This window comes from Algibacter miyuki (assembly GCF_030409805.1).
GTDB lineage: Bacteria > Bacteroidota > Bacteroidia > Flavobacteriales > Flavobacteriaceae > Algibacter > Algibacter miyuki.
This window is the reverse complement of record NZ_JAUFQP010000013.1, coordinates 911,938-926,641: the sequence shown is the minus strand read 5'-3', so window position 1 is coordinate 926,641 and position 14,704 is coordinate 911,938. Positions and strand designations below refer to the sequence as shown.

Below are 14,704 nucleotides of genomic sequence, written 5' to 3'. Positions count from 1 at the left end.
CTACATGGTTCAAATAAAACCAACAGGCGACAATCTTGATGCAAACATAACAAAAAACACAAAACGAGGTACAAAATAGGTACAAAAAACAATAAAAATGTACCTATTTAAACAAAATAACGAAAAGCAATAAAACAAAAAAACCCTTGTTTTACAAGGGTTTTCTTTGTTTTATTATGTTTTGTTTTTGGTATTTACTTTCCAATACAGAAATTAGCAAAAATATTACCTAATAAGTCATCATTAGTAATTTCACCGGTGATTTCTCCAAAGAAATACAAAGCCTGACGAATATCGATCGCTAATAAATCCCCTGAAATTCCTGATTCTAAACCATTTTTAACATGATCGATTTCTTCAAAAGCTTTTAGAAGTGAATCGTAGTGTCTAGAATTGGTTACAATAGTATCATTATTTCGTAATGCTCCTGTATTTACAAAACTGAGCAGTTTATCTTTAAGCTCCTCTACACCTGTTCCTGATTTCGCAGATAATAAATGAATATTCGGAATTTCAGATTCTACAACACCAATCTGATTATCATTCAATTTATCAACCTTATTAGCAACAATCAATAATGGTTTTAGAGGGTATTTATTTTTAACTTTTTCTACTTCAATTCTAAAAGATTTCAAAAAAGAAGTTTCTTTAAAATTACTACTATCAGCAAGAAAAACAACCACTTGTGCTTGGTCTATTTTTTCAAAAGTTTTTTTAATACCAATGCTTTCAACCACATCAGTCGTTTCGCGAATACCTGCAGTGTCAATAAAACGGAAGCCTATACCGCCAATCGAAATTTCATCTTCAATAGTGTCACGCGTGGTTCCTGCTATTTCCGAAACTATGGCGCGTTCTTCATTCAATAGGGCATTTAAAAGTGTGGATTTCCCAACATTAGGCTCTCCTACAATAGCCACAGGAATTCCATTTTTAATAACATTCCCAACAGCAAAACTATCTATCAATCGCTTTAAAACAAATGTGATACGCTCTACTAAGGCTTTAAATTGGGTTCTATCGGCAAATTCTACATCTTCTTCTGCAAAATCGAGCTCTAGTTCTATTAAAGAGGCAAAATTTAAAAGTTCTTCACGAAGCTTTGCTATTTCCGAAGAAAAACCACCACGCATTTGCTGCATAGCTATTTGATGCGATGCTTCATTATCACTCGATATTAAATCGGCCACGGCTTCTGCTTGACTTAAATCTAATTTTCCGTTTAAAAATGCGCGCAATGTAAATTCGCCAGCAGTAGCCATACGACATCCTTTCCGAAGAAATAATTGAATAATTTCTTGTTGAATATAGTTTGAGCCGTGACACGAAATTTCAACAACATTTTCTCCTGTATAAGAATTCGGGTTTTTAAAAATAGATACTAAAACCTCATCAATTGTTCTTTCTCCATCCAGAATATGACCTAAATGTATAGTGTGCGTTTTTTGACTGCTCAGGGTTTTACCTTTCCTTATCGACCTAAAACTATTATCAGCTATGCTTATAGCTTTAGGTCCAGACAATCTAATTACAGCAATGGCTCCGGCGCCCGATGGGGTTGCTAATGCAACAATAGTATCTTCATTAATCATAAGGCAAAAATACTAAAATTGTAAAGCTTTTCAGTTAAAATTTTGATTTGAAAATATGTGTAAAATTATCTTATAATTGATTCCGTATTAATTTGGGTATTCTCTATAAACAGCAGCTTTGACTTAATAAGAAAAAATAGAATAAAAAAACGTATTTAACATGTGACCAACGAGTTATAAATGTGTCTTACTTAATAGTAACCACCCTTATATAAACTTTTAATCCATATAATTACCATGAAAATTATTGACTCGGAATTTTCACATCATATTGTGAAATCTGTCCACGAAAAATTAGGAGACATTTATTTTTTTAATCACATCGCCGTTATTGAGTTTAATGAAGGCGTACATGTTGATGTTTCTAACACGACCGATATTATAGAAAAACTAACGCTTTTTTTTGGCATGTCTCGCCCCTTTGGAGTAATTGCCAATAGAATAAATTCGTACTCGATTAATCTTTTAGATATTATTAAAATTCAAGACAAAGTAAAGAATTTATCGGCATATAGCGTTGTTAGCCATAATGCCGCAGGATATATGAATGCTGAAATTGAAAGCAACTTCTGCTCTCGAGACAACATCCATTTCGACAATATTAACGAAGCTATTAATTTTGTTTACAGTAAGGTTAAAAGTAAAATACAGATTAGCTTAAACTAGATAAATACCATCTGGTTTAATTTCTATTTCGCGCTGTTTGTAAAGGGTTCCGATAGCTTTTTTAAAGTTCTTTTTACTCATTTGTAATTGCTCTTTAATAGCCTCTGGACTCGATTTGTCGGTTAAATTTAAGTAACCACTATTATCGTGTAATTCGTGCATTATTTTTTCAGCATTAGGCTCTATATTTCTATAACCAATTTGCCCCAAAGTAATATCTAATTTATTTCCTGGACGCACCTTTTTAACAATCCCTTTTAGCTTATCACCAATACTTAAATCTTTAAAAATTTGATCTTTGTAAATTAAACCAATATGCTTTTTATTTACAATAACATTCATTCCAATATCCGATGGATGTGATACAATTAAATCTACCTCATCAAACTCAGAAACCGTTAATTCCGTATTATCTAAAAAACGAAGTGTTTTACTAGAAGCCACCAGTCTTTCTGTTTTTTCATCTAAATAACAGTGTACCAAATACCAACCTCCAGGCTTCATTTTAAAAGCTTGTTCTTGAAACGGACAAAACAATTCCTTAACCAAGCCCCAATCTAAAAATGCACCGTAATCATTCACTTGGTTGCAACGTAAAAGCGCAAAACCATCGCGCATAACATAAGGCATATCAGTAGACGCAACCGGGCGTTCGTCATTATCTAAATACACAAAAACTTCTAGCTTATCCCAAATTTTAAATTCCTTCGGAACATATCTATTTGGCAATAAAACTTGGTTATCTTCATCATCAATTAAATAAGCACCGTGATCAGTTTCACGGAGTATTTCTAATGTATTTACTTGTCCTAAATGTATCATGCCGCAAATGTAATGATATTACAAAAAAGAATCTCAATTAAAAGAATGAGAAAAGTAAAAATATTTTATCTAAACAAAGATAATAGGTCGTTTATTTTTTTGACACAACAGAATAATAGCTCTTTAAAACACTAAAAATTAGACATAAAAAAAGCGCCACAACCATGTAACGCTTTTCTAAATATTTTAAGTATACTACTAATAAACAGATTCTTTTCCAAAATGTTTAGTTAGTAAATAATATACAACAGCTCTGTATTTACTACGGTTAGATTTTCCGTATTGCTCCATTACAGCTTCAATTCCGGCATCTAACTTAGCATCATCAGCCAATCCTAATTTCTTAATTAAAAAATTGTTCTTTACAGTCGCTAATTCCGAAGCATCCGATCCAGACACTGTAGAAGAATCTGCATTATAAATTGATGGTCCGCAACCAATAGTTACTTTTTTCAATAAATCCATATCTGCATCTACACCACATTTTTCTTTTAAATCGGCTGCATACTTTACAATTAATTCGTCTCTTTTACTCATGTTTAGATCGTCTTTATATTGGTTAATAAATTCGTTATCAAGATAACTATTATTATGACACCAAATAAACTCGTAGGTCACATTCTTATTTTAAACTTTTAAAATAGTTTAATAAAACGTCATCATTTAAGCCTTTAGGCGTGAATACCTCTATAACTTTAGGCTTTTCTCCAGCTTCGTAAAAACCGCTTAAAGCTTCTTTTAAAGTCAGCTTATCGGAAGCCACTTGATAATCTAAACCATACATTTTGCATAAATGTTCGGCTGTTAAGTTATGGTTCGTTTCAAAATAGGTATCAAAATTTTCAGTGTTTTTATGCCCCGGAAGTATTCTAAAAATACCACCACCTTGATTATTCACTACAATAATTCGAAAGTTTTTTGGTATATAATTATTCCAAAGTGCATTACTATCATACAGAAAACTTAAATCGCCTGTAATAAACAATGTTGGTTTATTTTGAGCTACTGCCGCACCAATAGCGGTTGATGTACTACCATCGATTCCACTTGTTCCGCGATTACAAAACACCTCTAAGGTTTTATTTATATTGAATAATTGCGTGTAACGAATAGCCGAACTATTACCAACCTGCAATATATAATTTTCAGGAACCGACTTTAAAACTTTATTAAAAACAGTAAAATCTGAAAAAGGAATATCTGCCAAATACGTTTTATGTTTTTCTAGCCTAGTTTTTTTTACGGCCGCCCAAGTGTTTTTATAATTACTTTTTACATAATGCGTAACTAACGGTAAAAACGCTTCAAAAAAAGCATTTGGTGTTGCTTTAATATGATTGTTTAAACAGAAAAACGTGTCATTAGCTTCCTGCTCATCAATATGCCAATGTTGTTTTGGTTTATGTTTCCGTAATAATTGCTTTATCTTTTTGGAAACAATTAAACCTCCAAAAGTTACTAATATTTCAGGTTGAAGTTGTCGCTGTTCATCCTCGGTTAAAGGCGCTATTAATTGGTCTATACTTTGAAAAAAACTAGGATGGTGCAAGTTCGATGTACTTTCAGTAAGCACAATAACACTATCATCTTCGGCGATTTCTTCCAACCATTTTTGTTCAATACTATTAGGCTCATTTACACCTACCAAAATCATTTTTCGGGTCGCCGAATTCCAATCTTCAAAACACGATTTTAAAACATGTGTTTCAATCTCGACTTCTTTTACAGGAATATCAATCACTTTAGGTGTTACCGTTAAATGTTCTACTATATCGTAAAGTGGTTCATCAAAAGGGATATTAATATGTACTGGTCCCTTTTTTATTTTTGCAGTGTTAATAGCGTCATTTATCTCCTCTTCATTAAAGGTTTGAATCCCTTTTTGAAGTCCTAACAAGCGCTCAAACTTATCTTCTAAATTTTTGAATATTGGAAGCTCTTCATCATTCGGCACATTTTTTTCATCCTTTAAGTCGAGTTTTAAATTAGCTGAATATAAAATATGGTTTTTGAAAACGTTTTTCTGATTTATAGTTTGCCCATCTCCAATACCGACAAGGTGTTTTGGTCTATCCGCCGATAAAACAATTAATGGAATATTACTATAAAAAGCTTCAGCTACGGCCGGGTAATAGTTCAATAAAGCACTTCCTGAAGTACATACCACTGCCGTAGGCTCTTGCAATTGTTGCGCAATACCTAATGCGAAAAATGCAGCACAACGCTCATCAACAATGCTATAACAATTAAAAAACGGATCGTGCGTAAAACCGATGGTTAATGGCGCATTTCTGCTACCGGGCGACAATACAATATGTTTAACTCCTTTGGCTTTACACAATTGAATTAGGGTTTGCGCTAGCGGAATTTTTGGATACTTCATAAAACTTGAATATATCCTCAAAAATAAGAATTATCTCAAATGTTCGTACTAACGAACCCTAATAAATTTGAAGTTTATTTATGTGTTATTCTATAATGAAAAATTATAACACACTCTTAATCACTAAGGATTTTGAAACCGTCTCTTCCCATTCACTTTCGGGGTTCGAACTTTCGGTAATTCCTCCACCAACATAAATTATGGCGTTATTTCCTTTAAGCTGCATGCAACGCAAATTCACATAAAGTTGGGTGCTTTTTCGTGTTATGGCATAAGCTCGGTTTTCAATATTTCGTCTTCCCGAGCGCGGTGCTGCAGTAGTTTCTAAATTCAATTCACCTAAAAACCCCGTGTAAAACCCACGTTTATAATGTTCATTTTTTAATATAAAGTCCTTAGCTGCTAATTTTGGCAATCCACAAACTGCCGGCGTTGGATGCAAACTGTATAATAAATCTTTCAACAGAATGGCATTGGGTTTTAAAACACCCCAAATCTTAGTTTTTAAATGCAGTAAATTACCCGCTTTTACCGTTTCTGTTTCCGACACATTGATATTATCGATGGTATCTTTTATATTATCTAAAATAAAATCGGTTACATATTGCTGCTCTTGCAATTCCTTTTCTTGCCATTTTACAGCCAAACTACCTTTGTAATTTTGAGTTCCTGCCAATGCCATAATTGAAAATCGATTGCCTTCAATTTTTACCAAAGTTTCTGGCGTGGCTCCCAACCACAATCCTACTTTCGGGTGATACCAGCAATACACAAATGCCGACGCATAGTGTTGTAATAATTTTTGAAAAATAGAAATCGGATTATTTTCTGTAAGAGGAACATGTTCCGATCGCGATAAAACAACCTTTTTAAATTGATTGTTTTCAATCGCTTCCACCCCACTTTTAACCAATTCAATATGAGTTTCTTTCTCCTCATCTGCAGCACTTCTCGTTCTTAATTTTTCTTTCTTCGGAAGGGTTTCAGAAGTCTCTAAAATTTCGAAAGTTGATTCTAATTTTTCAGAACGACTTAAAGGAATTAACACCGATGTCTCGGAATCATCAAACGGAGAAAACACAAAACCTTTTTCAGTAAAATCTTTAATAACCTCCAAATTATCCGAATTTTGAAGCAAAGCATTCAACTTATTTTCGTTTGGTTTTCGGTAAGCAACAAAAGGTAATCCGGCGTTGTAGTGACTATCAATACGTTCTAAAAAATCAATAAATATCATTCTTATTTTTTAGGTAACGAAATAGTAGACAGGCGACAAACAGAAATTACATTATCTGCTTCGTCCGTTACTTTTATATCTAATAATTGGGTGGTTCTGCCTTTATGCAAAAAAGTTGCTTTCGCATAAACAAAACCACTTTTCACACTTTTTAAATGGTTTGCCGTAATTTCTAAACCGCGAATAAAAAGGTTTTCAGTATCCATAAAAACATGGCTCGCAAAACTACCAACACTCTCAGCTAAAGCCGCTGTTGCTCCACCATGCAACACGCCATCGGGTTGATGTACTCTAGAGTTTACGGGCATTCTGGCGGTTAAATAATCGTCACCAAAATCTACCATTTCAATATTTAATGTTTCCATTAAAGTATCTTTACAAGCGGAATTTGCCTTTTCTAAAACTTCTTTTTTAGATAATTGCATAGAAATATTGTAGTTTTAAATCGAATTTGTAAAAATACAAAATGCAACCTTATTTATTCCTTAATTTAAAGCGTTTTTACGTTAAAGCGTTTAATTTTTGAAATAAACAAAACTTAAAATAAAAGTTTAAATGACATCTCCTATACTAGAAAATAATCGTGTAAAGCTCACCTTACTCGATTTAAATAATTACACTGAAATCGCAACTATCGGACAACAAGATAAACTCGTTTTATATTCGCCAAGTAAAATTGCAACACCAGAAGATTTAAAAACTTATGCAGAAACAGCTGTTGCGGGTTACCAAAATAAAACGGTGATACCATTTTTAGTATTCGATAAGCAAACAAATACATATGCAGGCACCACAAGGTTTGCCTACATCAATAAGCATGATAAGGTGTTACATATTGGTTGGACGTGGATTGGCCATGAATTTCAGGGTACTGGTTTAAATATGCACATGAAATTTTTAATGCTTCAATATGCTTTTGAAACCTTGAAGTTTGATAAAGTAGAGTTTCGGGCAGATGAGCGAAACATAGCCTCTAGAAAAGCCATTGAAAAAATTGGAGGTACCTTAGAAGGCATTTTACGTAAAGATATGTTGATGCTAGATGGTTTTAAAAGAAGTTCATGCTGTTACGGCATTTTAAAGGAAGAATGGCCAAATATTAAAAAAACAAATTTTGCAGGGTTCGAATAATGGTTTCAACCTAGAATGAATAATTAAACTATAAAAACCTTCAGATTAAACTATTTTACTCTTCTAAGGTCTTACTATATATGAATAAATTAATAAGTTTCTTGTTTTATAGTTTAGTCCTTTTTTCTTGTTCAAAAGAGGAAAAACCAACAAGTATTCCTAGCCAATCCTCAGAACCTAATATCTTATTAATTATAGCGGACGATATGGGTTTAGATGCCGCTCCAGGTTATAATATTGGAACAACTAAACCGAATATACCCAATGTTCAAAATATAATAAATAACGGGATTCTATTTAACAACTTTTGGGTAAACCCGACATGCACACCTACTAGAGCAAGTATTATTACAGGCAAATATGCTTTTAGAACACAGGTTACCAAAGTGGGCGATGAACTTTCTACGACCGAAGTTTCTCTACAAAAATATTTATCGCTAAACACCTCTTACAGTAATGCCGTTATTGGTAAATGGCATTTATCTAGAAACGCAAATCACCCTTCAGATATGGGCGTTGATTATTATACGGGGTTCCTAAATGGTACCATGCCATCTTATACTAATTGGGATTTAACTGAAAACGGACAAACAAATAAATCAACAGACTATAGCACGACCAAATTCACTGATTTATCGATAGATTGGATAAACCAACAAACATCGCCGTGGTTTTTGTGGCTGGCCTATAATGCTCCACATTCTCCATTTCACTTACCTCCTACAAATTTGCATACTTATGGTGATTTACCTGCAGACCAAGCTAGTATTGATGCCAATCCGCTACCCTATTATTTGGCAATGATAGAAGCTATGGACACCGAAATTGGACGCTTATTAAATGCCATGTCTGAGGAGGTTAGAAACAATACCATCATCATATTTATTGGAGATAATGGCACACCAAATAATGTGGCTCAAGAATTTAGCTCTAGACGTGTAAAAGAAACCGTTTATAAAGGCGGCGTAAATGTACCGATGTATATTTCAGGAAAAGGGGTTAGCCGCATCAATGAAGAAGAAAACGCTTTAATTAACGGAACTGATTTATTTTCAACCATCGCCAATATAGCAGGCGTTTCTACTACTGAAATTAATGATAGTAAGAGTTTTAAAGGTTTACTAACTGATAGCAACAGTAATTCTCGAGATTATATTTATTCTGAAATTGGTAAAACCAACGGTGATTCCGATTATACCATTGGAAATAAAACACATAAGTATATTTACTTTGAAGATGGTAGTGAAGCCCTATTCAATTTAAACGAAAACCCGATGGAGAATCCCAATTTACTAAGCACAAATCAATTGCCTTTAAGCGACGAAGACGAAGCTCAAAAAGAAGTATTACTACAAAAGCTTGCTGAAATAAGACATTAATTAAAATAAAATACCCCCTTAGTTTTTCATAAAATTAAGGGGGTATTTTTTATCAGCACAAATTAAAAACTTTATGAAACGCGCTGAATACTATGTAGAAAAACGAAAACCGCTTTAATTCATGTACTTTCCTTTTTTACTGCCTTCATACATCACGTATTTTACTAAACGGGATTCTAATTTGGCATTAAAAAGTTGAATTTTTCGTGACGGTCTTAATCCTACATGCTTTAAAGCATCGAGGTTGGATGTAATAAACCAAGCATCAGTACCTGGATAATTTTGTTTTAACGTATCTCCGATATTTGCATAAAACTCTTCCATATCGATATTTAAACGCTCGCCGTAAGGTGGATTAAAAACCATGTGTAGTTTTTCGTCACCTCCTTTTTGAGTTTTAAAGAAATCTTCGTGTTTTATCTCTATAAAATCTTCCAGTTGGGCGTTAACAACATTTTCTTTGGCTTTGGTTACAGCACTTGGAGCTTTATCGAAGCCGATAATTTTATGATGAAAATCGCGTGTTTTTTTAAGTAAAGATTCTTCAATTTTTTCGAATAATTCCACATCCCAATCCGTCCAACGCTCAAATGCAAATTCTTTTCGCATCAAGTTTGGCGGTATGTTACAGGCAATCATGGCAGCTTCGATAAGCATCGTTCCAGAACCGCACATAGGGTCCATGAAATCTGTTTGCCCATCCCAACCAGAAAGCATAATTAATCCAGCTGCTAAAACTTCGTTTATTGGTGCAATGTTAGTCGCGGTTTTATAACCACGTTTATGCAAAGAATCACCCGATGAATCTAAAGAAATAGTACATTTTCTACGATCGATATGTACGTTTATTTTTATGTCTGGGAATTTTAAATCTACGTTTGGGCGTACACCTTCGGTATCTCTAAATTTATCAACAATGGCATCTTTTGTTTTTTGTGCGATATAGAGCGAATGGGTAAATAAATCGGAATGTATAGTCGCATCTACAGCAAGTGTTCCTGTGGCCTTCATATAGTTGGCCCAGTTCATGGCGTAAAGTTTATCGTATAGTTCTTTTTCACTATTAACCGTAAAACTATGGATTGGTTTTAGGATTTTAACGGCAGTACGAAGCCCTAAGTTACATTTGTACATAAAACCTTTATCGCCTGAAAAAGATACGTTTCGCACACCTTTTTTCACGTATAAAGCCCCCATTTGTGTGAGTTCGTTTGCTAATAAATCTTCAAAGCCAAATAAGGTTTTGGCAACCATGTTGAAATTTTCTTCCATTTTTTACGTCTACGTCTTATAGATTGCAAAAATAACGTAATTTTGCGTAAAGTAGCCTAAATTGGCAGATAATGGGTTAGGGATTGCAGCGGCATCCTTTTTGCTGAAATTTAAAGACCTTTTACGCGGTTTGTAAATGATTGACTTTACACACTCAACTTCATGTTTTTAAACGAGTTAGCAAAAAGATATAGCAGAAAGCCCGACCACGCCCAAGCGTGGTAACCCCCAAAAAATAATATGGAGAAAGAGGAAAAAAAATGGTTTACATCGTGGTTTGATACGACGTACTACCACATTTTATACAAGGATAGAGATGATACCGAGGCGCATGCTTTTATGGATACGCTGACTGAATATTTGAATATGCCTGAGGGCGGAACGGTGCTAGATTTGGCTTGTGGCAAGGGCAGACATGCGCGATATTTAAACAAAATGGGCTACCATGTAACGGGTGTAGATTTGAGCGAAAACAGTATTGATTTTGCAAAACAGTTTGAAAATCATAGTTTGAAATTTGATGTGCACGACATGAGCAAGCCTTATAATAAGCAGTTTGACGCCGTTTTTAATTTATTTACCAGTTTTGGGTATTTTGAAGATGATGCTGATAATTTAAGAACAATTGAAGCGATTAAGGCTAATTTGAACGATTTTGGTTTTGGCGTGATTGATTTTATGAACAGTGAGTTTGTGATTGATAATTTGGTGCCCGAGGAAGTAAAAACGGTAGATGGCATTGATTTTTATTTGAAACGTTACGTGGAAAACGGCTATATTATTAAAGATATTTCGTTTGATACGGACGGGAATGCTTATAAATTTCAGGAGCGTGTTCGCGGATTTACTTTAGCCGATTTTCAGTCACTTTTTGAGCAGGCTGGCGTGTATTTATTGGATGTTTTTGGAGATTATAAATTGAGTAAGTTCAATGCAAAAACATCGGAACGTTTAGTGATGATTTTTAAATAAACAACTGTTGATTTTATGCCTTACAGTGTAAATTATTTGAGTTAAAAACACTTATAAACCTCATTTTTTTTGAGTATTTTTTTAGATGATTAAATTTATTTTACCCATAATTGCTGTTATTTTTGGTGTGCTACTGGCCACAATTACTAAGAACAAAAAATCGTGGAATACCAAGCTCCTACTTTCTTTTAGTGGTGCTTTTCTGTTGGCTTTAACACTTTTTGAATTATTGCCAGAGGTGTACCATCATTTGAATTCCAAGCGTACCGGATTATTTATTATGGGCGGTATTTTACTGCAAATTGTTTTGGAATTATTTTCGAAAGGCGCCGAACATGGACACGTACATATCCATAAGGAAGATACCGATTTTCCGTGGTTGTTATTTGTTAGTTTGTGTATTCATAGCTTTTTGGAAGGGTTCCCTATACACGAACACAATGATATGATTTATGGGGTTTTAATTCATAAAATTCCAATTGCGACACTTATCAGTATGTTTTTATTTCAGTCTAGTTTTAGTAGGTCGAAAATTGTAGCGTTTTTAGTAATTTTTGCTTGTATGACGCCTCTGGGAACTTTTATTTCTAACACGGCTGATTTTTCGGAACACTTTGCACATAGTATTAATGCTGTGGTTATTGGTATATTCTTCCATATTTCCACGACCATTTTGTTTGAAAGTGGAGAAGGTCACAAGTTTAATCTAAGCAAATTTATTGCTATTATTTTAGGCGTTGGAATCGCTTACGTGATTTAGTATTTCGAGAAGAAAAGAGAATATTAATAAATATCATCTATTTATTAGTAATAAAAAAACTCAAATTAGACAAAGTAATGTTTAATTTGAGTTTTTTTGTGTGAAATATCACCAAAAACAAGGCGATTTTCAAAAGCGTAAAACATTTTATTTCTCCATAAAAGTCCATGCTACAATACGCGATATTTTATTGCCCTGCCCCATGTTTATGGTTTTTATTTCGGTCGCTCCTAATTTTTTAAGCGACGCATACATCCCTTTTACTAAGTCTTTTTTAGAAACCAAGGTTGTAAACCAATGGCACTGGGTTTTGTAAAGAGAACTTTCGTATAAATAGGTGTGTAAAAAAGCTTTTTCGCCACCTTTGTATAACAATTCGTTTTGAGTTCCTGAAAAATTCCGAACCAGCTTATCTGTGTTTTTGTTTAAGTTTTTAGACTTTCGGGTGGTAGCCTCTAAAGCTTCTGCTTCCGATTTATAAAATGGCGGATTGCATACTGCAACAGAGAACATTTCGTCTTCTTCTATAATTCCTGTAAAAATATGGGCTTCGTCCTTTTGATGACGCAACGTAACACTTTTACTTAAATTATTTTTAGTTACAATTTTATCTGCCGTTTTTAACGATCTCTCATCTATATCAGTGGCTACGAAATCCCAATTGTATTCAGCATGCCCCAAAATAGGATAAATACAAGAAGCGCCTGTACCAATATCTAATATTTTAACGCCGTTCTCGGTATTTGTTTTTTTAACTAAATGCGCTATATGGTGCATATAATCTACACGGCCTGGAATTGGCGGGCATAAATTAGTGTCTGGAAAAGCCCAAAATGTAACGCCATAATATTTAACCAATAAAGCCGTATTTAGTGCTTTTACTGCTTTGGGGTTGGCAAAATCTATGGTTTGTGTTTGGTGTTTATTTTCAAAAACAAAAGGTAATAAGCCTGGAAATGCAGTGCATAAGGCTTCTAAATCGTAACCTTCTTGGTGTTTGTTTTTCGGGTGAAAGCTTGGTGTTGTTTTGATGGTATCTATATTAAGTTAAAATCTGTATAATTAAGCCTATACTGCTTATTGCTAAACACAACGGCGAAAAGAGTTTTGAATCTAATCTTCCGAATTAAGTTTGCCTTACCTTTTTGAAAAATCAACGTATTTAAAATCGCCAATGGCTCTTAATAAAAACAATTCTGAAATAATCCAGCCGGCATAAAGCCCAATCCAATAAGGTAAATTAAGCGTGCTTAATTCTGCTTTGCAAAAATAGACAAAACAAAACGTAATTAAGCCCATTCCAACAATTGCCGTATTAATCTTTTTAGGATTTAGCACACGTTCTTCATTTTCTTTGCACGGTAAAGTCCCTGAAAGCCTTTATAGCCCACCAAAAAGCCAATTACAACGAATTAAACCTAATAAAAAAATAAAATTAAGTATTACAGATAAAGCTGCAACCATCTCTTATAAATTTATAATCCAAATTTAGCCTTAATAAACTATAATTATGCCAATTTAGACACAAAGTATCTCTTGCATTTTGTATTTTTAAACTATACTTGCAGCCAATTTTACAACCATATGGAAACATTTACAAAATTTTTAGAACAAGAACTTATTAGTGTGGGAGAAAGCCATATTAAGGTATACACATTAGTCTCCATTTTAATTATTGTTCTGATCTCTAAACTTATATTAATCTTAATAAAGAAAGCCCTTTTTAGAAAACGTCGCTTTAGCAAGTTTGATAAAGGTAATGCCTATGCCCTATTTCAAATTATTCAATATGTAGTTTGGATTATCACCATTGGCCTTGTTTTAGAAACTATTGGTATAAAAGTAACAGTGTTAATCGCAGGATCGGCAGCCTTACTTGTTGGTATTGGTTTAGGATTACAGCAAACGTTTAATGATATTATTTCGGGAATTATTTTACTATCGGAACAATCTATAAAAATAGATGATGTACTAGATGTTGATGGTGAAATTGTTAAAATACAGAGTATCGGACTACGAACCTCTAAAGCTTTGAATACGGATAACGTTTCTATAATTATTCCAAATTCACTTATTACCACCAATAAAGTGATTAACTGGAGCCACCAAGCAATGAAAGCGCGTTTTAGAATCAATGTAGGAGTTGCTTACGGCAGCGACATTGATTTGGTTATGAAAATTTTAGAAGAAAGCACTTTTGAACATCCGGATATTACAGATCGAGAAACTACCGAAGCTCGATTAATTAATTTTGGAAATTCGTCCTTAGATTTTCAAGTGCTATTTTTTAGTCAAAAAATATTTCAAATAAGTCGTGTAAAAAGTGATGTCCGAAGAAACATTAGCAAGAAATTTGCTGAACATGGTATTACTATTCCGTTTCCTCAAATGGATTTGCACATCAAACCAAATACACCCGAGTAAACACTTTTATTTAAAACGGCTTTGGAATTTTTAATATCACGAATTCTTTTATCTTCGTCCAAAATA

General features: G+C 33.6%; 15 protein-coding genes. 6 read left to right on the top strand and 9 right to left on the bottom strand.

All coding sequences use genetic code 11. From position 1 onward, the window contains the following. Positions 1-194: 194 nt before the first annotated feature. Positions 195-1,592: a tRNA uridine-5-carboxymethylaminomethyl(34) synthesis GTPase MnmE gene (gene mnmE, locus QWY92_RS16040; RefSeq protein ID WP_290273074.1), complete on the bottom strand. Its 1,398-nt coding sequence runs from the start codon at positions 1,590-1,592 to the stop codon at positions 195-197. A gap of 237 nt (positions 1,593-1,829) precedes the next feature. Here mnmE and QWY92_RS16035 point away from each other — a divergent pair, with 237 nt between their 5' ends. Further along, positions 1,830-2,258, top strand: coding sequence for a hypothetical protein (locus QWY92_RS16035; RefSeq protein ID WP_290273072.1), 429 nt, complete (start codon positions 1,830-1,832; stop codon positions 2,256-2,258). Here the strand turns inward: QWY92_RS16035 and QWY92_RS16030 are convergent. The 5 genes from QWY92_RS16030 to QWY92_RS16010 all read right to left on the bottom strand — a co-directional run bounded on the left by QWY92_RS16030 (position 2,250) and on the right by QWY92_RS16010 (position 7,125). After that, a complete protein-coding gene (locus QWY92_RS16030) occupies positions 2,250-3,080 on the bottom strand; it encodes a CvfB family protein (protein ID WP_290273071.1) in 831 nt (276 codons plus the stop codon). The two genes, QWY92_RS16035 and QWY92_RS16030, sit on opposite strands and share 9 nt — an antisense overlap. 198 nt (positions 3,081-3,278) lie before the next feature. Further along, a complete protein-coding gene (locus QWY92_RS16025; RefSeq protein ID WP_290273069.1) occupies positions 3,279-3,617 on the bottom strand; it encodes a DUF2853 family protein in 339 nt (112 codons plus the stop codon). Between the two features lie 85 nt (positions 3,618-3,702). Next, positions 3,703-5,463, bottom strand: coding sequence for a 2-succinyl-5-enolpyruvyl-6-hydroxy-3-cyclohexene-1-carboxylate synthase (gene menD / locus QWY92_RS16020; protein ID WP_290273067.1), 1,761 nt, complete (start codon positions 5,461-5,463; stop codon positions 3,703-3,705). A 103-nt stretch (positions 5,464-5,566) separates the two neighbouring features. After that, positions 5,567-6,700, bottom strand: coding sequence for a chorismate-binding protein (locus QWY92_RS16015; RefSeq protein WP_290273065.1), 1,134 nt, complete (start codon positions 6,698-6,700; stop codon positions 5,567-5,569). A 2-nt stretch (positions 6,701-6,702) separates the two neighbouring features. Beyond that, positions 6,703-7,125, bottom strand: coding sequence for a PaaI family thioesterase (locus tag QWY92_RS16010; protein ID WP_290273063.1), 423 nt, complete (start codon positions 7,123-7,125; stop codon positions 6,703-6,705). A 130-nt stretch (positions 7,126-7,255) separates the two neighbouring features. Here QWY92_RS16010 and QWY92_RS16005 point away from each other — a divergent pair, with 130 nt between their 5' ends. Both QWY92_RS16005 and QWY92_RS16000 read left to right on the top strand, forming a co-directional pair. Continuing rightward, positions 7,256-7,831, top strand: a complete 576-nt coding sequence (locus QWY92_RS16005) for a GNAT family N-acetyltransferase (RefSeq protein WP_290273061.1) — start codon at positions 7,256-7,258, stop codon at positions 7,829-7,831. An 80-nt stretch (positions 7,832-7,911) separates the two neighbouring features. Beyond that, positions 7,912-9,210 carry a sulfatase-like hydrolase/transferase gene (locus QWY92_RS16000; RefSeq protein WP_290273059.1) on the top strand — a complete coding sequence of 433 codons (1,299 nt, stop codon included), beginning with the start codon at positions 7,912-7,914 and terminating at the stop codon, positions 9,208-9,210. A 114-nt stretch (positions 9,211-9,324) separates the two neighbouring features. Here QWY92_RS16000 and QWY92_RS15995 read toward each other — a convergent pair whose 3' ends face one another. Then, positions 9,325-10,482 (bottom strand): THUMP domain-containing class I SAM-dependent RNA methyltransferase, encoded by a 1,158-nt coding sequence (locus tag QWY92_RS15995; protein WP_290273057.1) that lies wholly within the window; start codon positions 10,480-10,482, stop codon positions 9,325-9,327. 240 nt (positions 10,483-10,722) lie between these two features. Between QWY92_RS15995 and QWY92_RS15990 the strand changes: the two genes are divergently transcribed. Further along, positions 10,723-11,454 carry a class I SAM-dependent methyltransferase gene (locus QWY92_RS15990; protein WP_290273055.1) on the top strand — a complete coding sequence of 244 codons (732 nt, stop codon included), beginning with the start codon at positions 10,723-10,725 and terminating at the stop codon, positions 11,452-11,454. A gap of 85 nt (positions 11,455-11,539) precedes the next feature. Then, on the top strand, positions 11,540-12,214 hold the full coding sequence (locus QWY92_RS15985; RefSeq protein ID WP_290273052.1) for a ZIP family metal transporter: 675 nt from the start codon (positions 11,540-11,542) through the stop codon (positions 12,212-12,214). 147 nt (positions 12,215-12,361) lie between these two features. Here QWY92_RS15985 and rlmF read toward each other — a convergent pair whose 3' ends face one another. Both rlmF and QWY92_RS15975 read right to left on the bottom strand, forming a co-directional pair. Further along, positions 12,362-13,246: a 23S rRNA (adenine(1618)-N(6))-methyltransferase RlmF gene (gene rlmF, locus QWY92_RS15980; RefSeq protein ID WP_290274123.1), complete on the bottom strand. Its 885-nt coding sequence runs from the start codon at positions 13,244-13,246 to the stop codon at positions 12,362-12,364. Between the two features lie 105 nt (positions 13,247-13,351). Next, positions 13,352-13,552 carry a DUF3995 domain-containing protein gene (locus QWY92_RS15975; protein ID WP_290273050.1) on the bottom strand — a complete coding sequence of 67 codons (201 nt, stop codon included), beginning with the start codon at positions 13,550-13,552 and terminating at the stop codon, positions 13,352-13,354. Positions 13,553-13,798: 246 nt separating this feature from the next. Between QWY92_RS15975 and QWY92_RS15970 the strand changes: the two genes are divergently transcribed. Continuing rightward, positions 13,799-14,638 (top strand): mechanosensitive ion channel family protein, encoded by an 840-nt coding sequence (locus QWY92_RS15970; protein WP_290273048.1) that lies wholly within the window; start codon positions 13,799-13,801, stop codon positions 14,636-14,638. The last annotated feature ends 66 nt before the right edge of the window (positions 14,639-14,704 follow it).